Raw genomic sequence first — 22,860 nt, 5'->3', positions numbered from 1 at the left:
CGAGGGCACGAATACGGTCTTCGACTGGCTCAGGTGTTCCGCGACGGGATCAAGTTTCATCAACGCTTTCACGAGGGATGGTGTACTCGGGAAGAATACCGGCAACAGGGTGAAGGTCTCACCCTGCGCCTGGAAAAATTGCTCAACCGTGCACCCTTGAAGACCAAGGCCAACGAACGGCTCCGCCTCGGAATTCTGGAACAGCATCTCCGTGGCAGAATCCTCCTGTTTCTGTCGGATCCGGAAATTCCACCGACCAACAATGCTGCCGAACGCAGTCTCAGAACCGTGGTCATGGCCAGAAAAGTCTCGCAGTGCAGCAAAAACGCACGGGGCGCTATTACGTATATGCGTATCAAGTCCACCGTGGAAACCGCCCGTCTGCGGGGTCAGGATCCCGTCGACGTCTTGATGTCCTTGCGCTGCTGACCTTCTACAAGCCGCTAATCAGATACGATTCCAGAATGGTGCTATCCCAAAAGATAACACCATTCTGGAATCCGTATGAGACGGCAACAGGCAATGGGTGGGCGCTCATAGCCTGAAGACGCTGCTGGCGTGAAACCACTGTCCCATCACCAATTCGCAACTGAACGCCTCCGCCCTGGTTGACGCCGGGTGCGGAGGCTCTGCATGAAGAAAGATGGGCACGCCCGGCGCATCCGGCCTGGTGGGCTTCGGGACATAGTGGAACCATGTCAACTACCAGATCACAGGTCGAGCAGGCTGGCCGCCAAGTTGCTCCGGGGCTAGAGGTCCTGGCCCGTTTCGGGTATGCCAGCAAGGGAGTGCTTTACGGCACGGTGGGCTTTCTGGCACTGAGTCTGGCGCTGGGCGACGGCGGCACCACCACAGATAACAAAGGAGCGCTGCTGCGCCTTCAGGATCTTCCGGCGGGCCGTGTTCTCCTGTGGCTGCTAGTGGTGGGCCTGGTCGGTTACGTGCTGTGGCAGTTGCTGCGGGCCGTTCTGGACCCGGAACACCAGGGAACGGAGGCCAAGGGGCTCATCAAACGCGCGGGATACCTGATCAGCGGCGGCCTCTACCTGACCCTGGCCGTGTTCAGCGCCCGCCTGGCGGCCCAGGGCAGCGCTCCTTACGCACAGAACAGTCAGGCCCAGACCGCCGCGAAGGTGCTGCACCTGCCGGGCGGCCAGCTACTGCTGGGTCTGGTTGGCGTGGCGCTTCTGGCGGTTGCTGCCGACCAGCTCTACAGCGCCTACAGCGCCAAATTCATGGAGCGCATGGCCTTTAGCGATGTGGGAGCGCAGTATCAGGGCACCCTGGAACGGATTGGGCAGGTGGGAGTGGCGGCGCGTGGGCTGCTGCTAACGATCATGGGCGTCTTTTTGCTGGTGGCTGCCTGGCGGGATCAGGGCAGCATCGTGGTCGGCACCTCGGGGGCGCTGGGCTGGCTACGCCATCAGCCTGCCGGACAGTTCCTGCTGGGCGCGGTGGCCCTGGGAACGCTGTGTTACGGCGTGTGGTGCGTCATTCAGGCACGGTACCGCCGCGTCAAGGTGGTGGGCTGATACGGATTCCGGTTAAACAGTTTGGAGGTTTCACGCTTTCTCACCCTACTGGTCAGGCCAATCAAAGTGTGACCGCCAATGCGCTTAGCCGCTATGCTCGGGGCATGTCGAAAACGTATCTTGAACTCTCGGATGAAGTCGGAAGCGAACATAAATTCTACGAAGTGAGTGTGGAAGAAACCACCCTGACCCTGCGCTTTGGCCGGATCGGCACGCCCGGACAGACCAGCACCAAAGGCTTTGCCACCGCCGAACAAGCCGAAGCCGAGGCCGCCAAAAAGATTAAGGAGAAAGTCCGCAAAGGCTACAAGGAAGCGGTGCAGGGCGTTCGCCAAAAGCGCAGCGTCGTTCGCCGTGAGATTACCGAAACGGCTTCCACCACCAAATCCGCCGCTCCGGTGGTGTGGAAGTTCAAAACGTCCAGCGCAGCATTCGGCATTTTCGCGGATCGAGACAATGTCTGGGTGGGCAACGATGCGGGCGAGGTCTACGCGCTGTCACCTGAGGGCGAAGTGCAGCGCTCGTTCAAATTGCCTGAAGGTGTCAAGTGCTTGGTGAGCGACCAGCACCGAACGTTTGCCGGGTGCGACGACGGCAACGTCTACGATTTGAGCGGCAAATTGCCCTTCGTGGCCTACGAAGCCGAAAGCCAAAGCGCAATTTTGTGGATGGATTTGCAGGGCGGGATGCTAGGGGTCGGGGACAGTCAGGGCAACGTTCACGCCTTCGACGCCGAAAGCGAACAGCAGTGGGCACAAATCGGCCAAAACGCCCACATGGCCTGGATGGTCAGGGTGGATCAGGCGGGAGTGTATTACGGACACTCCGGCGGCGTCGGCCAGCTTGACCGTGAGAGCGGCTTTCCGCTGTGGCACCACAAAACCAGCGGCAGCGTCTTGTTCGGCTGGCAAGAAGGCAGCGACCTCTACGCTGGAACCTCCAACAACCAAATTCAGCGCTTTACCAAAACGGGTCAGGCGGTTCAAAATTACCGCTGTGACGCGGCTGTTTTCTCGTGCGCGACCAGTCCAGAAGGCGAATTCGTTTTCGCGGGCGACAGCAGTTCAGCCGTCTACTGCTTTAACAAAGCCGGAGAGCGCCTGTGGAAACTCGGCACCAGTTACGGCGCGGCGCTCAGTATGCAGTACAGCGGCGAGCGGCTTTATATCGTGACTTCAAGAGGCACTTTGGCCGCTTTGGATGTCAGCGCTCAGGCCATTGAGAACGCCAAACAGGGCATTCAAGTCACCGCCCGCGATATTAAAATGGCCGCCACTCTTCAAACCCAAGCGCCAGCGACGACCTTTGCCGTCACTTCGCAAATCGCCGGACAAGTGGTGCTCAAAGTGGTTCAAGAAGGTGGCAAGCTGAGGGTCAAGCCCGACTCAGAGCGCAACAGCCAGACCTTTCAAGACTGGAACGTGCAGTTTCCCCGCACCCTGCGCCGAATGGGCGTGAGCTACGTGGTCGACCAACTCGAAGATGCCGGCGGATTTTACCGTGTCGTCGGAGAAATCCGCCAGCTTGAAGAGTAATTGCTCAGCAGAAGACGCAATGTCTCAGAGTTGGAGCGTCGCCTTGTAGCCTTCTTCTTCCACCGCGTCGAGGAGGGCTTGCCGGTCGGCTTCACCGCGCACACGGGCGAGGCCGCTGCTGAGGTCTACTGAAACTTCTTTGACGCCGGGAACGCCCTCTAGAGCGCGGGTAACGGCAGTCTGACAGTGAGCGCAGGTCATCCCCGTGACCATCAATTCGGTGTTGTCCAGTTGGAGGCCGCTTGAGTGCAGAGCGTTGGGGTGTTGGGTCATGGCTCCAGTGTAGCTGCGCGTCGGAGGGGGCATTTCAGCAGCGGGTGAAGACGCCTCTGGTTTCACTTCAACCACTATCTTGTCTCACAAGCTACCTTGCATCATACTCTAGTCATGAATCCGCTGAAATCCGGCACACTTGATTTGGCTCTCCTCGCCGCTTTGGAAACTCAACCGCGCTACGGCTTGGAGATTTTGCAACACATCAACGCCCGCAGCGGCGGCGCATTTGACCTCAAAGAAGGCAGCTTGTATCCGGCCCTGCACCGCCTCGTCAAGGCGAGTTGGGTAGAAAGCGAGTGGCAAGAAAGCGACAAAGGCGGAGCGCCGCGCAAATACTACCGCCTTACCGAGAGTGGGCAAGCGGCGCTGGGAGCCAAAAAAGCCGAATGGCGCACTTTACGGGGGGCGCTGGACGCTTTGCTGGTTGAGCGTCTGATGGGACGCTTGGCGTGACCCGCCGAGCCGCTGGCCGCTCTGGCAAAGTGCTGAGCCTCAATCAGTACGTTCACCGCGCCACCCTCGGCCTTCCCAAAGCTGAGCGCCTAGACGCCGCCGCCGAGCTGCGGGCACATTTGCTGGAACGCATCACCGAACTGGAACAAAAAGGTTTTGCGCGGGATGAAGCCGAGTTTCTGGCGGTGCGGGCGATGGGCGATCCGCAAGTCACGAATCGGCAGTTATTGGGCCATCTCTTGACGACGCCGCTGGGCTGGGTGGTCTTGGGCGCGGTGATGATTGGCGGCGTAAGCTGGTGGGGCAGTGGTTTGTTTAAACCTGCGGAGATAAGGCCCAGCGAACTACGTCCTACAGACTTTGTTGCCATATCTCAGGCACCTGTATGGCCGCAGGGTTGGGGCAGCACCTTTACCAGAGCTGCCGATCTCCGTTTTCCAAAGGGCACAACTTTTGTAATTGCTGCGTGGATGACCTACGGGGATAAAACAATGCGGCCGTCGTTTGCCTTCCCCGTCATGAGCAATGAATCGTTTTCCGGTATAACTTCAGATCAGCCAATCAGGCCAGCACCACCCCTATTACACAATAATTTCCGATTGGTGACTTCCATGACCCCCGGCACAACCGGGAAGCCCTGCCCAGAAGGAAAAGCCCAGTGGGCGAATCTGATTTACACGACGGATCGGTACAGAGTCCCGGTTGGGATGAAACTTACCAACAGAGATGGACTTGCTTTCATGGATCATCTGGGCGGAACCCTCTGCACAAATGACCTACACAACTCAGCACAGATTGAACAGTCTCCACTTGCCTTGAATACTTGGGCCAAAGTTTATCAGGTTTGGGGCGTTCCAGATGGCAAGTCAGACGAACAGCCAGTTTCATACGCCTTCCTGCTCTTCCCAAGCGAAAAAGCTGAGATGCCTAAGCTCAGACCGGAGCAGGCTTATGAAGTTAATGAAACGTCAAAACAATGGGAGAGGAAGCAGCGCTAAAGTCTCCTTCCTGCGTTACGGCAATCAACCGCTCCCAGATCTGCCGAACGTAGATTAGGAATCCCAAAGCCAATCCGTTCCGCCCTTCTGACTCCGCTCACGCCGGAGCGATTTCATTGCCCTGCACTTCGCCGTCTTTGTCGAGCTTGGCAAAAATCATGCGGCCCACATTGGTCTGCACATTGTTGACCACGATCACGCGGGCGCTGCGACCCCGCATCTTCTGGCCGTCTTCGACCACGATCATGGTGCCGTCATCGAGGTAGGCCACGCCTTGCCCAGCTTGCTGCCCGCCCTTGCTGATAATTACGCTCAGGATGTCGCCGGGCTGAAGCTGCGGGCGCAGGGCCACCGCCGCTTCGTTGAGGCTCAGCACCGTCAGACCGTGCAACTTGGCAATTTTGCTGAGGTTGCTGTCGTTGGTCATCAGTTTTGCGCCGCTCTCACGGGCAAGGCGCACCAATTTGTCGTCCACGGCGCTGAGTTCGGTGGTGTCCCAGTCTTCGACCCGCAGGTGAGCGACTTGGCGCAGCTCCTCTAGAACATTCAGGCCGCGCTTGCCACGGGTGCGCCGCTGCGGGTCGCCGTGATCGGCCAGCAGTTGCAGCTCGCGCAGCACGAAGCTCGGCACGATCAGTTCGCCGTCCACGAAGCCGGCGCGGGCGAGGTCTACGATGCGCCCATCGATAATCACGTTGCTATCGAGGAGCTTGCCCCCCTGCTTTTTGCGCGGAGCCGGACTCAAGCCCGAAAAAGCGTCGGCGTTGCGAACCGCGAACGGCACGAAAAAGCCCGCCAGCACTCCCGTAATCACGACGTTCCACCACCACTGGTACACCGGCACGCCTCCCAGCAAGTTGCTGAGCAGCACGCTGACCAGCAGCGCAATCACCAGCCCGAAGGTCGCTGCCGTAACGGTGCGCGGCGAAACATTGGCGTACCAGCGGCCAAACTGCTCGGCAGTGCCCGCCCAGCGCCGTTCCATGCGCGAAGACAACAGCAGACCGCCCAACACCCCCGCCAGCATCAGCGACAAGGTATTGGTCAGCTCAGTATTGGGCGAAGGGCCAGCCGGAAGCCAACGGCTCACGGCCCAGCCAAGCAAAAGTCCCACCAGCAAAGTCAAAGAGCGAACAGCAGACATTCACTCCTCACTCTACACGCCACTTCGCCCTGAGGCAGATTGCCACACCACCGCGAGGGCGTCCTCGACACTTTTGACGCCGCCACTTCTGCCACTCGCGCCACTGCCGGATGTGCGTCCGTCTTCGCTGCCCGGCGGCACCACCAGGCGGTCATAGCCGGTGCGGCGGGCTTCTTCGGCGCGGCGCAGGTGGCCTTGCACCGCCCGCACCTCGCCCGCCAAGCCGACTTCGCCGAACACCACCACGTTCTCCGGCAGAGCCTTGCCGACCACTGCCGAATACACCGCCAGCGCCGCCGCCAAATCGAGGCCTGGATCAAGCACCTTGAGGCCGCCCGCCAAGTTCAGGTAAATGTCGAGCCCACCCAAATTGAGGTTGAGCCGTCTCTCCAGTACCGCCAGCACCACATCCACCCGGCGGGGGTCGAGGCCCACCACCACGCGGCGCGGATTGGGGTACGGCGTTTTGGCCGCCAGTGCCTGTACCTCTAAAAGCATCGGGCGGTGGCCGTCGAGGGTGGCCGCCACCACGCTGCCCGGCACGCCGACAGGGCGCTCGGCCAGGAAGGCGGCGCTGGGATTGTCCACCGCGATCAGCCCCTCGCCGCGCATTTCAAACACGCCGAGTTCACCGGCTTGCCCGAAGCGGTTTTTGACCGACCGGAGCAGCCGGTACTGGCCCACTGTTTCTAAGAAGACGGTGGTGTCCACGATATGCTCCATCACTTTTGGCCCGGCCACTGTGCCGTCTTTGGTGACGTGGCCGACCAAGACCGTAGCGGTGCCGGTTTCTTTGGCAGCGCGGGTCAGCAAGCTGGTGGCTTCACGCACCTGCGCCACCCCGCCAGACGCGCCGTCACCCTCGATCTGCACGGTTTGAATGCTGTCCACGATGCACAGTGCCGGCTTATGTTCCTGCATCAGCGCGGCGATGTGTTCGGCCCGCGTATCACGGGTGAGCTGAATATCGCCAGTCACACCCAGCCGGTCGGCCCGCAGGCGAATTTGCTCTAAAGATTCCTCGCCTGCCACGTACAGCACGCTCTGGCCCTTGCTGGAGAGCTTGTCGGCGACTTGCAGCAGCAAAGTGGATTTGCCGATGCCCGGCTCGCCACCGATGAGAATCACGCCGCCCGCCACCAGCCCGCCGCCCAGCACCCGGTCAAATTCAGGAATGCCGCTGGACAAACGCGGTTCTTCGCGCCGTCCCACGCTGGAAAGCGCAGTGAGTTTACCGCCAGTAATGCCGCCGTACCCGCTCCCCAACGCTTTGCCTTTGCTGCTGAGCATCGGGGTTTCTTCCTCGAAGCTGTTCCAGGCTTGGCAGTTGGGGCAGCGGCCCAGCGTTTTGGGCGACTGATAGCCGCACGACTGGCAAACGAATTTGGTTTGAACGCGGGCCACCGCTTTACTTCACAATCGGCTTGTGCATTGCCGCTTCGGCTTGGGGGCTGGGGGTAGGCACAGTCCCGGTGGGGCGGCTTCCGGCTTTCCAGTAGGTGCCGTTTTCCATCATCAGGTAATCGCCTTCCACCAACTCGCGGCGCAGCACCGAAACGTCTTCCAAAGTGGTCTGCTCGTTGAGGAAGGTGGTGAGTTCAGCTTCGGTGTAGAGGTGCCCGCCTTCGAGCTGGGCGGAGAGGTGGCTCAGCACGGCAAGTTGGTGAACGCGGCGGCGGTTGCTGGGCCAAGTGGTAATCCGCCCATGGTCGTCTTGAAAGGCGGCGATGCTTTTGGTCATAACCTTTATGTTAGCGGGTTTGGAGCGGGCAAACTGGAAGGTGGTTCGGGTGGGCCGGGGTACTGGAGACATGAGAAAGGGCCGCTCCCTTGGAAGCGGCCCTTCTTAGAAAGCTAGTGAAGCTGGAATCAGCCTTTGAGGGCTTTGGCCAACTGCATCAGGCCGTCTTTGTCGGCGGCAGGTGCGGCGGCGGCCAACTTCTCGGTCTCGCTGCCGAGGCCGGGGAGGATTTTGGCGGCTTCGTCGAGCTTGCCGCTTTCCAGAGCAGACTTCAGTTTGGCCAAGTGATCGACCAAGGTCTCCGCACCGGGCACGCCGCTCAGGGCGCTGTGCCAGCTGGTGACGTTGCTCACTGCTGCTGCTGCTGGAATGCTGGCGACGCCATCTTTGGCTGCCTGAAGGGTCTGACTAAGTTGCTCATTCATGGGTGTACCTCCTGTGATGTGGTCTTGCCTCCACAGCAGACTGCAACCCAGCCGCTGGGGGTGTCGGACTTGTTACAAGGCAATTGTCGGCACGACTACTCTTTGCGGCTATTCTGTAAGCCCCCGTGCAAAGGGCGACGCGAACTTTGAGAAAATACCCAACGTGCCCACTTCGCTGCGTTTTTCTGCCAGCCAACTTCAAGAGCTTTTGACAGCGGTCTACGCCTCAGCGGACGGTTCGCAGGCCAATGTGTTGGTGACGCGCCAATTGATCGTCGCCTTCGAGTTCCGCGACCCCGAACTGAGTCTCAGCGTAGATGGCCGCAGCGGCAAGGCTGTGGTCAGGTCGGGCAGCGGCCCAGAGGCCGGGGACGCGCCGACACCCGACCTCACCTTTCATTTGAGCGGCGACGCCATCGACCGCTTCTGGCGCGGCGAACTCAATCCGGTAGTGGCCATGACCTCCGGCCAACTCAGGATTGACGGCTCGCTCCTCACCGCGCTGGCCCTCGCTCCAGCGCTCCCCGGCTTGCAGGCCCACTACCGGCAGCTCACGGCGGACTGGGCAACCGAGCAGCCGCAGCTTTGAGTTTGTATTACGGCTGCTCTCCGCGCCGGTAATCACCGCTTTTGCCGCCACTTTTGGAGATCAAGCGCACGTCTTGAATTTCGATGGCTTTGCTGGCGGCTTTGAGCATGTCGTAGACGTTGAGGGCCGCCACCGTCACGGCCGTCAGCGCTTCCATTTCCACTCCCGTTGGAGCCTCGGTTTTGACGTGGGCCACGATATGCACGCCGCGCTGCTCCAAGGTCACTTCGACCCGCGCTCCCGTCACCGGAATGGGGTGGCAGAGGGTAATCAGATCGGCGGTACGCTTGCTGCCTGATAAGCCTGCCAGCCGCGCCACCACCAAAGGATCACCTTTGAGATTGCGGCCTCCCTCCAAGGCGGTGCGGGCTTCGGGCGGCAGCAGCACCCAGGCTTCGGCGCACGCCTCACGGTGGGTGGCGGCTTTGCCGGTCACGTCCACCATGCGCGGCTGCCCGTCCACGAAGTGGGTCAGCTCGGGGACGCTGCTCACGCCCGCGCTCCTGCTTGCTCAGCTCCTACTTGCCCCACTCGCCGCTTATTCATCCGGCAACTCAAGCCCGCGCAGGGCCGCGAACGGCGTTTGCCTGGCGTGCTGCTTGCCTTCGTGCTCGGCCTCTAAGAATCGCTCGCTGCTTTCTTCGATCGGCACGCCCGCGCTGTGTTCGCAGGGGCCTTCGTTGAGGTCGTGGCCGCAGACCTGGCACAGCCCCTTGCAGGCCGCGTCGTGCAGCACGCTCAGCGGCGCTTCGAGCAAGGTGGTTTCGGCGAGGTAGTTGCTCAAGTTGAGATCGGGTTCGCCAAACACCAGAATTTCCTCGCCGGTGTCGGCTTCTTCCAAATAAGGCGTTTGGGCAGCGGGGTCGTAGCGCATCAAGGTGCCGAGCTTGAGGCTCAGCGGCACGGCCACCGGGCGCAGGCAACGGGCGCATTCCATTTCCAGCGTCGGCTCGAACTGGCCTTGCAACCAAAATTCATTGCCTTGCAGGGCGTTGACACTGACGCGGTAAGGTGCGGGTTTGGCAAAGCGCATACTCTGCTGGTCGCCGCCCTGCTCATAATGGAGTTCAGCGAGTTCGCCGCTGGCGCTGACATCGCCCATTTGGCGCAGCAGAGTACCGAGGTGAACGCGGGGAGAAAGTGAAGAAGTCATCCACGCATAATAAAGCCGCGCCGCCAAAAATACGGCGAGTGAATATTCAGTTCAGCCGCGCCTCTGCCCAGCAAAGACTGAGTATTGATGCAGCGTCAAGGCATACTGCCCACTGAGCCTTACCATCAACGGATGGATATTTCAATTTTGGGCATTCCGATGGATTTGGGCGCAGGACGGCGCGGCGTCGACATGGGCGCGTCGGCCCTCAGGAACGCGCATCTGGCTTCTACTCTGCGCGGCCTCGGTCACACCGTCACCGATCTGGGCGACGTGCCGGTCACCGTGCCGGAAACCACCGATAAATTTCAAGATCAGGGTCTTGTCTTTTTGGACGAAATCCTCAGCGCGTGCAGCGGAACGTATCAGCGGCTGCGCGACCTCGACGTGGGCACTTTTCCAATCAGCCTCGGCGGCGACCATTCCGTCAGCATGGGCACAGTGCCGGGCGCGGCGCGGGGACGGCGCACCGGGGTCATTTGGGTCGACGCCCACGCCGATTTCAATACGCCCAGCAGCAGCCCCAGCGGCAACATTCACGGAATGCCGGTGGCGCATTTGGTCGGCCTCGGTGACGACCGCCTGAGCAGCATCGCGGGCGGCTGGCACGTGAGGCCCGAAGACATCGTGATGATCGGCCTGCGGAGCGTGGATCAGCGCGAGCGTGAATTGGTGGCCGAGGCGGGCATCAAGACCTACACCATGAAGGACGTGGATCAGCTCGGCATTACCCGGATTGCTCAGGAAACCTTGGAGCGCCTGAGCCACCTGGAGCGGCTGCACATTTCCTTTGACGCCGACGCGCTCGACCCCACTGTTTGCCCCGGCGTCGGCACCCCCGTTCCCGGCGGCCTCAGCTACCGCGAGGGCCACCTGCTGATGGAGTTGTTCGCCGAGTCGGGCCGCGTGACCAGCTTAGACATCGTGGAAGTCAACCCGATTTTGGACACCCGCAACAAAACCGCCGAAGTGATGGTGGGGATGGCGGCGAGTTTGCTGGGGCAGCGGATTTTGTAGGATCTGTTGGGCGCTGGGACACATGTGAAATGTCAATCGCTGCGCTAACTCCCCCTCTCTGCGAGCTGGATCAGTCCCAACCTCTCCCCTCAAGGGCGGAGCAAAAACCTGAGACGAATACCACTTTCCAGTTCCGCTGGCTGGACAACCCATTTGCTACAGTGCCCACTCCATGACCGCCCCACAGTTTGGAATGTCGGCGCTAGCGGACTGCCGGAATGCCGGAAGCTCCATGCCGAGCGCAGCGACTCGCTCCCTCGCCCCACTGGGGCGGGGGCTGGGGGGTGGGGCCAATGCAAAAACCCCAAGCCTCAGCTCAAAACGCTGAATTACCCAGACGCAAAACCCAAGCTGGCCCTCACTCTCCCCCGCCCCCACCCGCTAAGATAAAAAGCTGTGACGCGCTCAGAGTGAGATTAAAGACTCCGCCGCGCTTCACCCCCCGGAGGAGTTTTGAGCTACTGGCGTACCCATATCAAACCGCTGCTGGACGCGGAAATCGGCACCATCTTCAAGCAGGCCCCCATCCGCGTATCCCTGGTGTTCCCCAACCGCTACTCGGTGGGCATGGCCTCTTTGGGATTTCAGGTCATCTACCGGATGTTCAATCTCGAAGACGGCGTCGCCTGCGAGCGGGCCTTTTTGCCCGACGATGTCGAACTGTTCGAAAAGCAGAGCCAGTCTCTGCCGACGGTGGAAACAGGCAAGGATGCAGGCGACTGCGAATTGTTTGCCATGAGTGTGAGCTTTGAGCTCGATTTGACCAACATCATCCGCACACTGGACTTGGCAGGTCTGCGCCCCCTCAGAACCGAGCGAGACGACACCGACCCGGTGATCATGATCGGCGGGCCACTGACCAGTTCCAACCCTTACCCGCTGACGCCTTTCGCCGATTTGATCGTGATCGGTGACGGCGAACAGATCGTGCCGATGGTGAGCGAGGCGCTACGGGCGTCGAGTACCCGTGAGGAGTTTTACGACCTGGTGGACGGGATGCCCGGCATCTTCTTGCCCGCCCGTCACACCACCGAGCCGAACTGGGCCACCGCGCCCAAAGAACTGCTGCCCGCCTACTCGCAGATCGTGACGCCGAACAGCGAGCTGTCGAACATGTTTTTGATTGAAGCGCAGCGCGGCTGCCCACGCCCCTGCACCTTTTGTCTGGCCCGCACCATGTACGGCCCCAACCGCAACAACGGCGGCGACGAACTGCTCGAACACATTCCCGACTGGGCCACCAAGGTCGGGCTGGTCGGCGCGGCGCTCTCCGATTTTCCGCACACCAAGTACGTGGGCCGCACCCTGACCCAGCGCGGCGTGAAATTGGGCGTCAGCAGCATCCGCGCCGACACGGTGGACGAGGAACTGGCTGAGATTTTGAAAGCGGGCGGCCTGCGAACCTTCACGGTGGCCTCCGACGCGCCGAGCGAAAGACTGCGCCGCTGGCTGAAAAAGGGCATCACCACCGAAGATTTGCTTAAAACGGCTCAGATCAGCCGTGACCTCAAGTTCTCGGGCCTCAAGGTCTACATGATGATCGGGCTGGGGCCGGAGAACGACGACGATATCAGCGAACTGATTTCCTTTACCAAAGAGCTGGCCCAGATCAACCGAATCGCGCTGGGCATCTCACCGTTCGTGCCCAAGCGCCACACGCCACACTTTCAGGACAGCTTTGCGGGCGTCAAGCTGATTGAGGGGCGTCTCAAGCGCATTCAGAAGGAACTCCGCACTACTGCCGAGCTCCGCAATGTTTCGGCCAAATGGGCCTGGGTCGAAAGCGTGATCGCCCGTGGCGGGCCGGAGATCGGCATGGCGGCGTATCAGATTTACCGCAACGAGAGCATCGGCGCGTGGAAAAAAGCGCTGGAAGAAGTCGGCTGGAGCGACGAATTTGAAGCCAACGAGAGCCGCATCGAGCTTCCGGCGGGCCAGATCGTGCGCGGCGCGAGCGGCCAACACGAGGGATTGGCGATCTAATTTTCCCGCCTCCTACCCAGGCTCCACTTCCCCACCCGGCAGCCGAACGGTAAATTCCGCTCCGCCTGCCGGGTGGTTTTTTGCTTCGATCTGCCCGCCCTGCGCTTCGGTGAGGGCGCGGGCAATCGCCAGGCCCAGGCCGCTGCTGCGCAGGCCGCCGGGATCGCGGGTGCGTGAGGCGTCAGCGCGGTAAAAACGCTCGAAGGCGCGGGAGAGATCGTCGGGCCTGAAGCCGGGGCCGTGATCACGCACCCGCAGGCAAGCCCATTGGCCTTCTGAGTAAGCGCTCAGCTCAACCGGGCCGGGCGCGGCGTAGCGCAGGGCGTTGCTCAGCAGGTTGTGAAGCACCTGCATCAAGCGGTCGGGGTCAGCGGAGAGCGCAACGGGGACGGGCGCAGACAAAGTGAGCGTCACGCCGACTTCTGCGGCCTGACGCTGATAACCCGGCAGCAAACCGCGCAGCACCTCGGCAGCGTCCAGCACTTGCACATGAAAATCCATCGCGCCGCTTTCGGCCAAACTCAAGGTGCGAAGGTCGGTGACGAGGCGGGCCAGCAGCAGGACTTCGCCGTGCAGGCGCAACAGTCCGGCGTCATCGGTGGGATTTACCCCATCTTGCATGGCTTCAATTTCTGAGCGCAGCACCGACAACGGCGTGCGGAGATCGTGGGCGATATCGGCCATGAGGCCGCGCCGCCAGGCTTCTTGGCGGCCCAAGCTGGTGGTCAGCGAATTGAAGGTCAGGGTCAAATCACGTACCTCGTCCTGGCGGGGCGGAATGGGCAGCTGCAAATTGCGTTCGCCAGCTTCCAAGCGCCGCGCCGCGTCGGCCAGCCGCGAGAGGGGGCGGGTAATCTGGCTGGTGACGATGGCCGCCAGCACCACCGCCAGCAAGAAGCTGAAAAAGGCTGCCGTGAGTGAACTGCGCCACAAGGCTTTGCCCGCCGCGCGGCCCAACTCCTGCCAGCGTTGAGTGTCGGCACGCTGCTGGGCCGTCCGGACTGGAGCATCGGGAGACTGGGGCGAATACGGCGAGTTCTTCCAATTGAGGCTGCTCAGCCCCAACTCCGGCGCGACGGTGTTGAGGGCGCGGAAGGCAGCGTTCACCGTCAAAAAAGATGTCAGGGCCACCGCGAACAGGGCCAAGAGCGCAAAGGTGCGGGTCAAGCGCCGCCGCAGCCCGGCGCTCCGGCGTTGTCTCTTTGTGAGCCGGTGTTGCTGCCGCCGCGCCGCCCACTCACCGCTCAAAAACTGTTCAACTGGCCGGGAATCAAAGTGCGGCGGGCGAGCAAAGCGCCTTGCCATCAGCTCCTCAAGCGGTAGCCGACGCCGCGCACCGTTTCTAGACCCTCGCCGCACGCGCCCATTTTGCGGCGCAGATTCTTGACGTGGGCATCCACCGTGCGCTCATCGGTGCCCCGGTCTAGGCCGCCCAGCGCCGAGAGCAGTTCGGAGCGCGATTTGACTGCGCCCGCCGCCTGAGCCAGCGCGGTGAGCAGGCGCAGTTCGGCCACTGTCACGTCCAGAATCTCCTCGCCGCAGCGGGCTTCAAAAGCGGCGGTGTCGAGCGTGAGTTGCCCGGCGTGCAGCGTGCTGGGCACCGGAGCAGCATTCTGGGCACGCCGCAGCACCGCCCGCACCCGCGCCACCACTTCACGCGGGCTGTACGGCTTGATTACGTAATCGTCGGCCCCGATGCCCAATCCCACCAAGCGGTCAACTTCCTCGTCACGGGCGGTCAGCATAATGATCGGCACCTCCGACTCGGCCCGCACCCGCCGCGCCACCTCAAGGCCGTCCATTTCGGGCAGCATCAGATCAAGCAAGATCAGCGCCGGACGCCCCGCCCGCCACAATTCCAGCGCACGCGGCCCGGTGGCGGCCCGTTCGGTGTGAAAGCCGCCCAGCCGCAGATACTGTTCCAGAATATCGGCGAGGCGGGTTTCATCTTCTACGATCAAAATGGTGGCGGACATCTTGGGCCTCAGTATGGGGGAGGAGGAAAAGGAAAACGCGCCCAGGGTGAATGGGGCGCGTTCAGTTTGAATCAGATGATGCTATCGGGTGGGGTACCCTTGTTCATATTCGTGCGGCTTTGATTACCAGATGGATTGCCGGAGTCGCCACCGAGCGCCCGAACGATGGCCTGATATTCATCGGCGTTGATTTCACCTTTGGCGTAACGTTCGCGGGCAATGCCGAGCGCTCCGTCACTCATGAAACGCTCTCTGCCGCGCCTGAAGTTCTCGCGGATGTCGTCCACGAAGTCGGGGCCTGTGTTCCCAGCGTCGCCATGTTCCTGCACAGCGGGGCCTTGGCTGCTGAGGCCACCCGCCATTTTCCAGCGCTGCGTCATGCGGCGGCGCTTGGTTTTGCCGCGCCAGAACAAAAAACCACCGATGAGCAAGAAGGGCAACAAGAAGCCGGGGCCGCCATGACCATGATTGTCCTTGTACTCGCCGTAGCCTGGGCCGTAGCCGTAGGGCGTCTGGGTGAGGGGAGCGTACTGAACTTGAGGTTGGGCCGAGGTCGCGGGGTTGTTGATGATGACGTCCATGAAAGTTCTCCTGTGGCAGTGGGGCTGTGGTGTCTGCCTTGCCTACACAGAAGGTAGTTCGGGGCGCGTGAACAGCGCGGGGAGGCAGTGTGAACGTGGTGTGAACGCGGCTGACTGTGCAGGAGCTTGCCCCAAGACAAATTTCCCACCTTGGGTAGTGGGGGATTTCTCGTCCTGCTTTTCAGCGCCCGCGTGGATCAAACACGTCGCGCAGGCCGTCGCCGATCAGGTTAAAGGCCAGCACCGTCAGCAAAATAGCCACGGCGGGGGCGCTCGATGCCCATGGCGCTTGGGCAATGTAATTGCGCGTCTCGGACACCATCGCTCCCCATTCGGGGGTGGGCGGCTGAGCGCCGAAGCCGATAAAGCCCAGGCCCGCCGCCGTCAGAATGGCGCTGCCAACATCGAAACTGCCCTGCACCAGCAAAGGCGCAAATGAATTGGGCAGCAAGTGGCGCAGAGCCACCCGAGTTTGCGAGCCGCCCAGAGCGCGGGCGGCTTCCACGAACTCGCGCTCGCGCAGGGCCAGCACTTGAGCACGGATCAAGCGGGCGTAAGTCGGCCAAGACACCAGCGCCACTGCTATCATCACGTTGGTCAGGTTCGGCCCCAGCGCCGCCGAAATGGCCATCGCCAAAATCAAGCTCGGAAACGCCAAAAAGATGTCGGTGAGGCGCATGAGGGCCTCGTCCCACCAGCCGCCCAACAAGCCTGCCAGTAGGCCGATCAGCGAACCGACGATCAGCGCCGAGAGCATCACCCCGACGCCCAGCCCCAGCGAAATGCGGGCACCGCTGAGCACGCGGGTCAGCACGTCGCGGCCCAGCTGATCGGTGCCCAGCCAGTGTGCCGCCGAAGGAACCGAGAGCCGGGCGGCCAAGTCCTGCGCTCCCGGACTGCCCAAGAACAGCGGGCCGAGCAGGGCCGACACCACCAAGATCACCAACAACACGAAGCCGAGCATAGCCCCGCTGTTGCGCCGGAGTTTGCGCAGAGCCGCATTTTCTGTGCGCCGGGGTTTGAGTGAAGTGGTGGTCATGAAAAGCTGATCCTCGGGTCGAAGGTGGCGTAGGCGAGGTCAACCAGCAAATTGACCACTGAGTAAGCCAAGCCTGCCACCAACGTCACACCCATGACCGCCGGAAAGTCGAGGCTGATGGCCGAGGTGGTGGCGTAGCTGCCGATACCCGGCCACGAAAAGATGGTTTCGGTCAGCACTGCCCCGGTCAACAAGCTGCCGAACAAGCTGCCGAAGACCGTCAGCAGCGGCAGAGCAGCGTTTTTGAGAGCGTGCCGCCAGATCACCCGGCCCCGCTTGAGACCTTTGGCGCGGGCGGTGCGGATGTAGTCCTGTGAGAGCACTTCCAGCAGCGCACTCCGGGTCATGCGGGTCAGCAGCGCCGCCGAGAACGCGCCCAGCACCAGCCCCGGCAAAATCAGGTGGCGCAGGCTATCCACCAGCACTTGCGGGTCACGGGCGAGAATGGCGTCTACGGTCACTAGGCCGGTGTGAATCGGCGGGGCGAGGCTGTAGGCGTCGATCCGGCCCGGCCCCGGCAGCCAGCCGAGGCGCTCATGGAAAATATTGAGCGCCAAGATCGCCAGCCAGTACACCGGGGTCGCTCCGCCCAACAGCGCAAAAATACGGGCCAGCAAATCGAGCGCTTTGCCGTGTTGCAGCGCCGCCAAAATGCCCAGCGGCAAGCCGATCAGCACCGCGAAAACGACTGCGCCGAGGGTCAGCTCCAGCGTGGCCGGAAAAAACTGTTTCAAATCCGCCGTGATGCTGTTTTGGGTTCGCAGCGAAGTGCCGAGGTCGCCCTGAAGCAGCTTGCCCATGTACACGCCGTACTGCACGGCCAGCGGTCTGTCGAGTCCGTTTTTGACGCGGAACTCTTGAAGCTGCTCTTCGCGGGCATTGTTGCCCAGCGCCGCCGCCGCCGGATCAGCGGGCAGGGCGTGTGAAATAAGAAAAGCCGCCAGCGTGACGCCCCACAGCACGAAGACCATCAGCGCCAGCCGCCGGAGAATGTAGATCAGCAAGGGAGTCTCCTCAGAAGGCGGTGAGCCGCGAGTGATACAGATTCCGGTTGAACAGTTAGGTAATAACTGCGAAACCCGACCAGCGGGCAGGCCCCATACGGGTGCCGCTCTGCCCAAGACAGCGGGAGTAGGAAAAAGTACGGATTCCAGAATGGAGTTGGCTTTCGGTACTTTTCCGAAAGAGAACAGAATGGCCGGAATCCGTATGATGTGAAAAAGAAGTTCGCTTTGCCCATTCACGCCTTCCGCTGACTCGGCAAGCTCGGCAGCAGAGGGGAATAAGCAAAGCGAACGTCCCTGCTACTTCTTGCTTACTTTCTCAAAGCGCACGTCACCGTTGGCATTGCGGTCAAACCCCACCACGTTGACGCTGGTGACGACCGGCTTGTACGGCTGATACAAGATGGCGTAAGGGCCGTCTTTGGCCACCAGCTCGGTGAGCTGCTTGTAGAGCGCCACCCGTTTGGTCGCGTCGGTTTCAATGGCGGCGGCTTGGGCCAGTTTGCTGGCTTGGTCGTTTTGCCATACGTTGCGCCAAGCCAGCGACTTGGCGTTGAAGTCGGCCAGCGGCGTGCCGTTGCCGTCGGCGTCAGCGTAATCGGGACTCCACGGAGCCAAGATCAGTTCGGCTTTTTGGGCGCGGTACATGGTGTAGAGGTCAGCACTCACCATCTGCTTGATGTTGGCCTTGATGCCGATTTTGGCCAAGTCCGACTGCACCTTGGCGGCGAGGTCTTGGCACGGGACGCCACCCGCGCACGAGCCGGTAGGAATCGAGAAGTCCACACTGAAGCCGCCGCTCTTGCCCGCCGCCGCCATCAGTTCTTTGGCTTTGGTCACGTTGTAGGTGTACGGCAAAGCGCTGTTGGACCCGGCCAGTCCAATCGGGATGATGGTCTGGGTTTTGCGGCCCAGCCCCTGCAACAAGCTCTTGATAATGCCGTCCTGGTCGGTGGCGTAGCGCACCGCTTGGCGCACGCGGGCGTCCTCAAACGCTGCGCCCTTGCCGGAATTCATGCCCAGATACTGAAGCTGAAAGGTGTCGGTTTTCAGGGCCTTCAGCTTGGAATTTTTCAGCGCGGCATTAAAGGCGTCGGGGGTGTAGTCCCAGGCCACGTCAATTTCGCCGGAGTTGAGCGCCGACTGCTGCACGGCGGATTCCTGCATGTAGCGCAAAATCACCCGCTTGATGTTGGGCGACTTGCGAAAGGCGTTGGGGTTGATGTCCAGCGCCACCTGAGCGCTTCTGTCCCAGCGGTTGAGGGCAAACGGCCCCGAGCCTGCCGAGTGGTCTTTGAGCCAAGCCGTGCCGAAGTCGCCGTTTTGCTCGTGGGCTTTGGCCTCCGCGCTGTCGATCACGCCGCCCACATTAAAAGTCAGGAGAGCTAGCACGATGTTGGGATTGGCGGTTTTGGGAATGTCCATCACCAGCGTCTTGGCGTCGGGGGCCGTCACCGAACCGATTTTGATGTTGGCCACATCCGTCAGCAAAAAGCTCGACGGCGTTTTGAGCGAGATGACGCGGTTGAGCGAGTACACCACGTCGGCCGCCGTGACGGGCCTGCCCGTGCTGAACTTGGCGTCGCGCAGCGTGAAGGTGATGCGGGAGCCGGTGGCGGTGGGCGCAACCTTCCAACTACTGGCCAGACGCGGGCGCAGGGTGGTCAGGTTGTTGCCTTCGTAGGCCACCAGGGTGTCGTAGAGGTTGCCCGCCAGCAGCGAGCCGGTAAACTCATACGAAACGCCCGGATCGAGCGTGATCAGATCGGAAAAGTCGCCGCCCAGCACCAGCGTACTTTCGCGGCCCGACTGCGCGGCGGCCAGCGGCGAACTCAGAGCGAGGGCGAGCGCGAGGGTACTTCTCAGGCGGTGTGTGGTTCGGTGCATGGGGTGTCCTCCTTGAACAAAAACCTTGAACAATGACCCAAAAACAAAATGCACCCGACCAAGGGGGCCCGGATAGCAGTTAGTGTGACACAACGACCGCGCCGCCGTAAACGCTTCACTGCGCTGACTTGAACGCGCCGGTTTGACCTCACCGACTTGACCCGGCTGGTTTGGCGGCACAGACCGGCACTACACTTGCCGGTCAGTTTGCCAGCGTAAAATGCACGGCAATGTCTCAGCCTGCCCACACTTACCCACCCGCGCTGAGTTTCCCGCTGCCCGGCGGTGAGCTGCGCGTACTGCACCTCGAAGACAATGTGCTGGATCAAGAACTCGTCGCCATCACCTTAGAAGGTGCTGATCTGCCGTGGATTCCGGTGCTGCGGCAAGTCGAGAGCGCCGAGAGCTACCTGGAGGCCCTCAAGGAGTTCTCGCCGCATCTGGTGCTCTCGGATTTCTCGCTGCCGGGCTACGACGGCTTGTCGGCTTTTGAAGCGGCCCGGCAGGCCAAACCCTACCTCCCCTTTATCATCGTGACCGGCGCGATGGGCGAGGAAGTGGCCGTCGATACCCTGCGGCGCGGCGTCACCGATTATGTCCTCAAGCAGCGCTTAGAGCGCCTCGCGCCGGCGGTGCGCCGCGCCATTGCCGAAGCGGCCGAGCGCTCACGGCGCGAACTGGCCGAGGGCGAAATCCGGGCACTCAACGCCGCTTTGCAGGTGCGGCTGGGTGAGGTGGAGCGGCTGGGCAAAGTTGCCGAGGAAGGCCGCCTCAAACTCGAACAAACTGCCCAGCAGCTCGAAGAATCGCTCAACCTCCAAAAGACGTTTCTGGCCGAAACCAGCCACGAACTCCGCACCCCGCTCACCGCCCTCCTCGGCTACCTGCGCCGGGTCGAGCGCGAATTCGCGGCGGCGGGCGCTGCGCCGAGTCAGACCCTGCACGACGCTCAGCGGGTGGCCGAGAACATGACCCGCTTGGTCAACGACCTCCTGCAGCTTTCACGCGGCGAATTGGTGCAGAGCATCGAGCCGCATTTTGTGCAACTCGCCGAACTCCTGCGGGCGGTGGGGCGCGATTACGGCGTCAGCGTCCGCACGCCCGAACTCGAAATCGTGGGCGATCCGGGGCGGCTGACCCAGGTCTTCGTCAATCTGGTGAGCAATGCCGTGCGGGTCAGCGGCGGAGCCGACCACGTCGAGCTGCAAGCTTTTGAAGAAGGCGGGCAAGTCAAAATCTGCGTCATCGATCACGGCCCCGGCATCCCCGATGACGTCAAGCCGCGCATCTTCGATAAATTTTACCGGGGCAAGGAAGCGGGGTCGGCGGGCCTGGGACTGACCATCGCGCAGCAGGTCATCACCGCGCACAGCGGCCAGATCAAGGTGATGGACACTCCCGGCGGCGGGGCCACTTTTGAAGTGTGTTTGCCTTCGCTCGACGACGAAGAGGAATGGGACGGCACCTGGGCCGAGGTGAGCGCCGACGTGACGTGGGACGAAGCCGAAGACCAGGTGCTGTCTCTAGACGGCAATTCAGCGCCTGATTAAAAAGCCGCCAGCGGGGTAAGCTACTCGCATGACCTTAGCCGATTCTGCCGCCTCAGACGTCCAACCCGTCAGCACAAAAACCATGCAGGTGACTTGGCTCGGTGAGCAGCGCTACCTCGGCGTCTCGGCGTCGGGCCACCAACTGCTGATCGACAACAGCGCCACCAAAATCGGCGTCAGCCCGATGGAAGCGCTGTTGGGAGCGCTGGCTACCTGCACCGCCTACGACGTGGTGGAAGTGATGAACAAGCGCCGCACCCCTCTGTCGCGCTACCGCATCGAAGTGGAGGGTGAGCGGGCGCAGAGCGATCCCAAGCGCTACACCACCATTACCCTGCGCCACATTGCCGCTGGCAAAGGCGTAAGCGCCGAGCAGTTCGAACGCGCTGCCAAGCTCAGCCACGAAAAATACTGCTCGGTGGCCGCCAGCTTAAACAGTGAGATCGTGGTGGAAACTCGGCTGGAAAGCAGCGAAACAACCTGAGTTTGCTCCAGCTGAGCTAAACTCTGTTGCAATGGAACTGCTGACCCTTCACACCCTCACCCGCCGGCTGGCACTGCTCTCAGCCACCCACACCACTGCTGGTCGCGTTTTCGCATCGCTAACGAACCTCCAACGGCTGCTGAGTCTACTGATATGCGTGGTCGGCCCAATCACACAAGTGCTCTTCAAAGTTGGTTTTGGCGCAGCGCTGAAAAGTCCTGCGCTGCGTTTCAGAGCCTCTCCGCTGGCGGCTTGCGCTTGAGCACGCTGGAGAGTGTCGCCAGCAGCGCCGCCTTGCCTGCCAGTACCCGTGAGCGCATCCTCTCTGAAGGAGCGCAGCTTTTTGTGGCGCGGGGCTATCACGGCGTCAGTATGCGCGAGGTGGCGGCGGCGGTGGGCGTGACTAAACCGGCCCTCTACCACCACTACGCCGACAAGGAAGGGCTATTTTTGGCGATTCTCAACGGCGCTTTGGCAGGATTGGCGGGCGTCACTGAGATCTCAAAGCAGCAAATCGGGCTGCGTGCCCAGCTTTACGCGCTGATCCACGCCTTACTCATCAGCGCTCCGCAGCAGCGGGTGGGCCTGCAACTGGCCGGCGAACTCAAACACGTCTCCGCCGAGCGCCGAGCCGACTTTGAGCAGCGTTACCGCAAGTTGTGGATGGGCGGCCTGAGTGAGCTGATGAGTACCGCCGCCGAGCGCGGCGAGGTACGGGCCGACTTGCCCAGCGCGGTACTGACGCGGGCGCTGCTGGGCCTGCTCTACCCGCTGGTCAGTGGAGCGCCCAGCCCTGATCCCGAAGGCACAGCGCAGGCGCTGGTGAGTTTGTTTTTGGACGGCGCAGGGAAATGAATTTGAATTTTGAGCGTCCTGACGTTTGGAAGCGGGCTCACGAAATAGAGTATTTGTCGTCAGGAAGCGTCTTCAAGGACGTATTGTCATGAACGGACGCGGCTGACCACGTACCACACCGCTCGGCATGACCAGCCTTTTGACAAGTGCTCTCAAGGAATCTGGATGCTCATTTAGACGCTGCGAATGTTGCGTGATTTGATGAGGTTCGGACATTCCCCAACCCAGCACCGACGTGCTATACTCCCCCCTGTTGCCTTGCTTTTAAGCTCGCCCGACCCGAAGGGTGAAAAAGCAGGCGAGAAACTGCAACCAGCCGCAACTTGCACTCCGCCGCCGAAAGCGAGTGTGCTCAGGCGCAGGCGAAGACTCAGGAGAAATTACCATGGCCAAGCACCCCGTTCCCAAGAAGAAAACCAGCAAGAGCAAGCGCGATATGCGCCGCAGCCACCACGCCCTCACAGTGCCCAACTTGGTGCCCTGCCCCAACTGCCACAACAAGAAGTTGCAGCACCACGTCTGCCCGAGCTGCGGTTTTTACGCAGGTCGCCAGATCATCAGCGTCTGAACTCATCTTTAGACTGAAAGCGGCGTCCTGCGGGGCGCTGTTTTTGTTTTTAGAAGTAAGGGGAAAGGAC

25 protein-coding genes are annotated in these 22,860 nt (G+C 61.5%); 12 read left to right on the top strand and 13 right to left on the bottom strand.

From position 1 onward, the window contains the following. From FNU79_RS08530 to FNU79_RS08520, 3 genes are all read left to right on the top strand, one after another. Positions 1-429: IS66 family transposase (locus FNU79_RS08530; protein WP_143720423.1), on the top strand; the 429-nt coding region annotated here is incomplete at its 5' end. A gap of 266 nt (positions 430-695) precedes the next feature. Further along, on the top strand, positions 696-1,532 hold the full coding sequence (locus tag FNU79_RS08525) for a DUF1206 domain-containing protein (protein ID WP_143720422.1): 837 nt from the start codon (positions 696-698) through the stop codon (positions 1,530-1,532). Between the two features lie 104 nt (positions 1,533-1,636). Further along, positions 1,637-3,067: a WGR domain-containing protein gene (locus FNU79_RS08520; protein ID WP_143720421.1), complete on the top strand. Its 1,431-nt coding sequence runs from the start codon at positions 1,637-1,639 to the stop codon at positions 3,065-3,067. Between the two features lie 24 nt (positions 3,068-3,091). On the opposite strand, the gene FNU79_RS08515 is transcribed toward FNU79_RS08520, so the two are convergent. Further along, on the bottom strand, positions 3,092-3,340 hold the full coding sequence (locus FNU79_RS08515) for a CopZ family metallochaperone (protein WP_143720420.1): 249 nt from the start codon (positions 3,338-3,340) through the stop codon (positions 3,092-3,094). Positions 3,341-3,454: 114 nt separating this feature from the next. On the opposite strand from FNU79_RS08515, the gene FNU79_RS08510 reads away from it, so the two are divergent. Together FNU79_RS08510 and FNU79_RS19085 are read left to right on the top strand one after the other, a co-directional pair. Continuing rightward, positions 3,455-3,796 carry a PadR family transcriptional regulator gene (locus FNU79_RS08510; RefSeq protein ID WP_143720419.1) on the top strand — a complete coding sequence of 114 codons (342 nt, stop codon included), beginning with the start codon at positions 3,455-3,457 and terminating at the stop codon, positions 3,794-3,796. Beyond that, positions 3,793-4,794 carry a permease prefix domain 1-containing protein gene (locus tag FNU79_RS19085; RefSeq protein ID WP_185974651.1) on the top strand — a complete coding sequence of 334 codons (1,002 nt, stop codon included), beginning with the start codon at positions 3,793-3,795 and terminating at the stop codon, positions 4,792-4,794. Before FNU79_RS08510 ends, FNU79_RS19085 begins: the two co-directional genes overlap by 4 nt. A gap of 97 nt (positions 4,795-4,891) precedes the next feature. On the opposite strand, the gene FNU79_RS08500 is transcribed toward FNU79_RS19085, so the two are convergent. The 4 genes from FNU79_RS08500 to FNU79_RS08485 all read right to left on the bottom strand — a co-directional run bounded on the left by FNU79_RS08500 (position 4,892) and on the right by FNU79_RS08485 (position 8,104). Then, positions 4,892-5,938: a PIN/TRAM domain-containing protein gene (locus FNU79_RS08500; RefSeq protein WP_124868096.1), complete on the bottom strand. Its 1,047-nt coding sequence runs from the start codon at positions 5,936-5,938 to the stop codon at positions 4,892-4,894. 12 nt (positions 5,939-5,950) lie between these two features. Continuing rightward, positions 5,951-7,342, bottom strand: coding sequence for a DNA repair protein RadA (radA, locus tag FNU79_RS08495; RefSeq protein WP_143720418.1), 1,392 nt, complete (start codon positions 7,340-7,342; stop codon positions 5,951-5,953). Positions 7,343-7,346: 4 nt separating this feature from the next. Then, the gene (locus FNU79_RS08490; protein ID WP_124868100.1) at positions 7,347-7,679 is read right to left on the bottom strand and encodes a DUF2087 domain-containing protein; all 333 of its coding nucleotides are present in this window, start codon (positions 7,677-7,679) and stop codon (positions 7,347-7,349) included. A 128-nt stretch (positions 7,680-7,807) separates the two neighbouring features. Next, positions 7,808-8,104, bottom strand: a complete 297-nt coding sequence (locus tag FNU79_RS08485) for a hypothetical protein (protein WP_124868102.1) — start codon at positions 8,102-8,104, stop codon at positions 7,808-7,810. A 163-nt stretch (positions 8,105-8,267) separates the two neighbouring features. Here FNU79_RS08485 and FNU79_RS08480 point away from each other — a divergent pair, with 163 nt between their 5' ends. Beyond that, the gene (locus FNU79_RS08480; RefSeq protein ID WP_185974650.1) at positions 8,268-8,693 is read left to right on the top strand and encodes an SCP2 sterol-binding domain-containing protein; all 426 of its coding nucleotides are present in this window, start codon (positions 8,268-8,270) and stop codon (positions 8,691-8,693) included. 7 nt (positions 8,694-8,700) lie between these two features. On the opposite strand, the gene moaC is transcribed toward FNU79_RS08480, so the two are convergent. Then, positions 8,701-9,186: a cyclic pyranopterin monophosphate synthase MoaC gene (gene moaC, locus FNU79_RS08475; protein WP_225429975.1), complete on the bottom strand. Its 486-nt coding sequence runs from the start codon at positions 9,184-9,186 to the stop codon at positions 8,701-8,703. Between the two features lie 45 nt (positions 9,187-9,231). Further along, entirely contained in the window at positions 9,232-9,846 is a 615-nt protein-coding gene (locus tag FNU79_RS08470) for a DUF177 domain-containing protein (RefSeq protein WP_143720416.1), read from the bottom strand. Between the two features lie 132 nt (positions 9,847-9,978). Here FNU79_RS08470 and rocF point away from each other — a divergent pair, with 132 nt between their 5' ends. Both rocF and FNU79_RS08460 read left to right on the top strand, forming a co-directional pair. Next, complete coding sequence (gene rocF, locus FNU79_RS08465; RefSeq protein ID WP_143720415.1) at positions 9,979-10,863, top strand: arginase; 885 nt, start codon at positions 9,979-9,981, stop codon at positions 10,861-10,863. Between the two features lie 453 nt (positions 10,864-11,316). Then, complete coding sequence (locus FNU79_RS08460; RefSeq protein ID WP_143720414.1) at positions 11,317-12,846, top strand: B12-binding domain-containing radical SAM protein; 1,530 nt, start codon at positions 11,317-11,319, stop codon at positions 12,844-12,846. 12 nt (positions 12,847-12,858) lie between these two features. On the opposite strand, the gene FNU79_RS08455 is transcribed toward FNU79_RS08460, so the two are convergent. The 6 genes from FNU79_RS08455 to FNU79_RS08430 all read right to left on the bottom strand — a co-directional run bounded on the left by FNU79_RS08455 (position 12,859) and on the right by FNU79_RS08430 (position 19,333). Then, complete coding sequence (locus FNU79_RS08455) at positions 12,859-14,013, bottom strand: sensor histidine kinase (protein ID WP_225429974.1); 1,155 nt, start codon at positions 14,011-14,013, stop codon at positions 12,859-12,861. A gap of 137 nt (positions 14,014-14,150) precedes the next feature. Beyond that, a complete protein-coding gene (locus FNU79_RS08450; protein ID WP_143720412.1) occupies positions 14,151-14,822 on the bottom strand; it encodes a response regulator in 672 nt (223 codons plus the stop codon). Positions 14,823-14,893: 71 nt separating this feature from the next. After that, positions 14,894-15,403 carry an SHOCT domain-containing protein gene (locus FNU79_RS08445; RefSeq protein WP_143720411.1) on the bottom strand — a complete coding sequence of 170 codons (510 nt, stop codon included), beginning with the start codon at positions 15,401-15,403 and terminating at the stop codon, positions 14,894-14,896. Between the two features lie 181 nt (positions 15,404-15,584). Beyond that, entirely contained in the window at positions 15,585-16,442 is an 858-nt protein-coding gene (gene nikC / locus FNU79_RS08440; RefSeq protein WP_143720410.1) for a nickel transporter permease, read from the bottom strand. Beyond that, entirely contained in the window at positions 16,439-17,446 is a 1,008-nt protein-coding gene (locus FNU79_RS08435; RefSeq protein WP_143720409.1) for an ABC transporter permease, read from the bottom strand. Before FNU79_RS08435 ends, nikC begins: the two co-directional genes overlap by 4 nt. 300 nt (positions 17,447-17,746) lie before the next feature. Next, positions 17,747-19,333 carry an ABC transporter substrate-binding protein gene (locus tag FNU79_RS08430; RefSeq protein ID WP_143720408.1) on the bottom strand — a complete coding sequence of 529 codons (1,587 nt, stop codon included), beginning with the start codon at positions 19,331-19,333 and terminating at the stop codon, positions 17,747-17,749. A 230-nt stretch (positions 19,334-19,563) separates the two neighbouring features. Between FNU79_RS08430 and FNU79_RS08425 the strand changes: the two genes are divergently transcribed. From FNU79_RS08425 to rpmF, 4 genes are all read left to right on the top strand, one after another. Next, positions 19,564-20,883, top strand: a complete 1,320-nt coding sequence (locus FNU79_RS08425; RefSeq protein WP_143720407.1) for a hybrid sensor histidine kinase/response regulator — start codon at positions 19,564-19,566, stop codon at positions 20,881-20,883. A 28-nt stretch (positions 20,884-20,911) separates the two neighbouring features. Further along, positions 20,912-21,367 (top strand): OsmC family protein, encoded by a 456-nt coding sequence (locus tag FNU79_RS08420; protein WP_143720406.1) that lies wholly within the window; start codon positions 20,912-20,914, stop codon positions 21,365-21,367. Between the two features lie 258 nt (positions 21,368-21,625). After that, on the top strand, positions 21,626-22,222 hold the full coding sequence (locus FNU79_RS08415; RefSeq protein WP_225429973.1) for a TetR/AcrR family transcriptional regulator: 597 nt from the start codon (positions 21,626-21,628) through the stop codon (positions 22,220-22,222). 385 nt (positions 22,223-22,607) lie between these two features. After that, the gene (gene rpmF, locus FNU79_RS08410) at positions 22,608-22,790 is read left to right on the top strand and encodes a 50S ribosomal protein L32 (protein WP_124868134.1); all 183 of its coding nucleotides are present in this window, start codon (positions 22,608-22,610) and stop codon (positions 22,788-22,790) included. The last annotated feature ends 70 nt before the right edge of the window (positions 22,791-22,860 follow it).

This window comes from Deinococcus detaillensis (assembly GCF_007280555.1).
In the GTDB taxonomy this organism is placed as follows: Bacteria; Deinococcota; Deinococci; order Deinococcales; family Deinococcaceae; genus Deinococcus; species Deinococcus detaillensis.
The sequence above is the reverse complement of the archived record's forward strand: the minus strand, read 5'-3'. Positions and strand labels throughout refer to the sequence as shown.

Coding starts and splice junctions, on each gene's coding strand:
- FNU79_RS08515 (WP_143720420.1), bottom strand. CDS start 3,340: ATGACCCAACACCCCAACGCTCTGCACTCAAGCGGCCTCCAACTGGAC.
- FNU79_RS08450 (WP_143720412.1), bottom strand. CDS start 14,822: ATGTCCGCCACCATTTTGATCGTAGAAGATGAAACCCGCCTCGCCGAT.
- rocF (WP_143720415.1), top strand. CDS start 9,979: ATGGATATTTCAATTTTGGGCATTCCGATGGATTTGGGCGCAGGACGG.
- nikC (WP_143720410.1), bottom strand. CDS start 16,442: ATGACCACCACTTCACTCAAACCCCGGCGCACAGAAAATGCGGCTCTG.
- FNU79_RS08490 (WP_124868100.1), bottom strand. CDS start 7,679: ATGACCAAAAGCATCGCCGCCTTTCAAGACGACCATGGGCGGATTACC.
- FNU79_RS08510 (WP_143720419.1), top strand. CDS start 3,455: ATGAATCCGCTGAAATCCGGCACACTTGATTTGGCTCTCCTCGCCGCT.
- FNU79_RS08525 (WP_143720422.1), top strand. CDS start 696: ATGTCAACTACCAGATCACAGGTCGAGCAGGCTGGCCGCCAAGTTGCT.
- FNU79_RS08430 (WP_143720408.1), bottom strand. CDS start 19,333: ATGCACCGAACCACACACCGCCTGAGAAGTACCCTCGCGCTCGCCCTC.
- FNU79_RS08520 (WP_143720421.1), top strand. CDS start 1,637: ATGTCGAAAACGTATCTTGAACTCTCGGATGAAGTCGGAAGCGAACAT.
- FNU79_RS08425 (WP_143720407.1), top strand. CDS start 19,564: ATGTCTCAGCCTGCCCACACTTACCCACCCGCGCTGAGTTTCCCGCTG.
- FNU79_RS08420 (WP_143720406.1), top strand. CDS start 20,912: ATGACCTTAGCCGATTCTGCCGCCTCAGACGTCCAACCCGTCAGCACA.
- FNU79_RS08500 (WP_124868096.1), bottom strand. CDS start 5,938: ATGTCTGCTGTTCGCTCTTTGACTTTGCTGGTGGGACTTTTGCTTGGC.
- FNU79_RS08470 (WP_143720416.1), bottom strand. CDS start 9,846: ATGACTTCTTCACTTTCTCCCCGCGTTCACCTCGGTACTCTGCTGCGC.
- FNU79_RS08445 (WP_143720411.1), bottom strand. CDS start 15,403: ATGGACGTCATCATCAACAACCCCGCGACCTCGGCCCAACCTCAAGTT.
- rpmF (WP_124868134.1), top strand. CDS start 22,608: ATGGCCAAGCACCCCGTTCCCAAGAAGAAAACCAGCAAGAGCAAGCGC.
- FNU79_RS08485 (WP_124868102.1), bottom strand. CDS start 8,104: ATGAATGAGCAACTTAGTCAGACCCTTCAGGCAGCCAAAGATGGCGTC.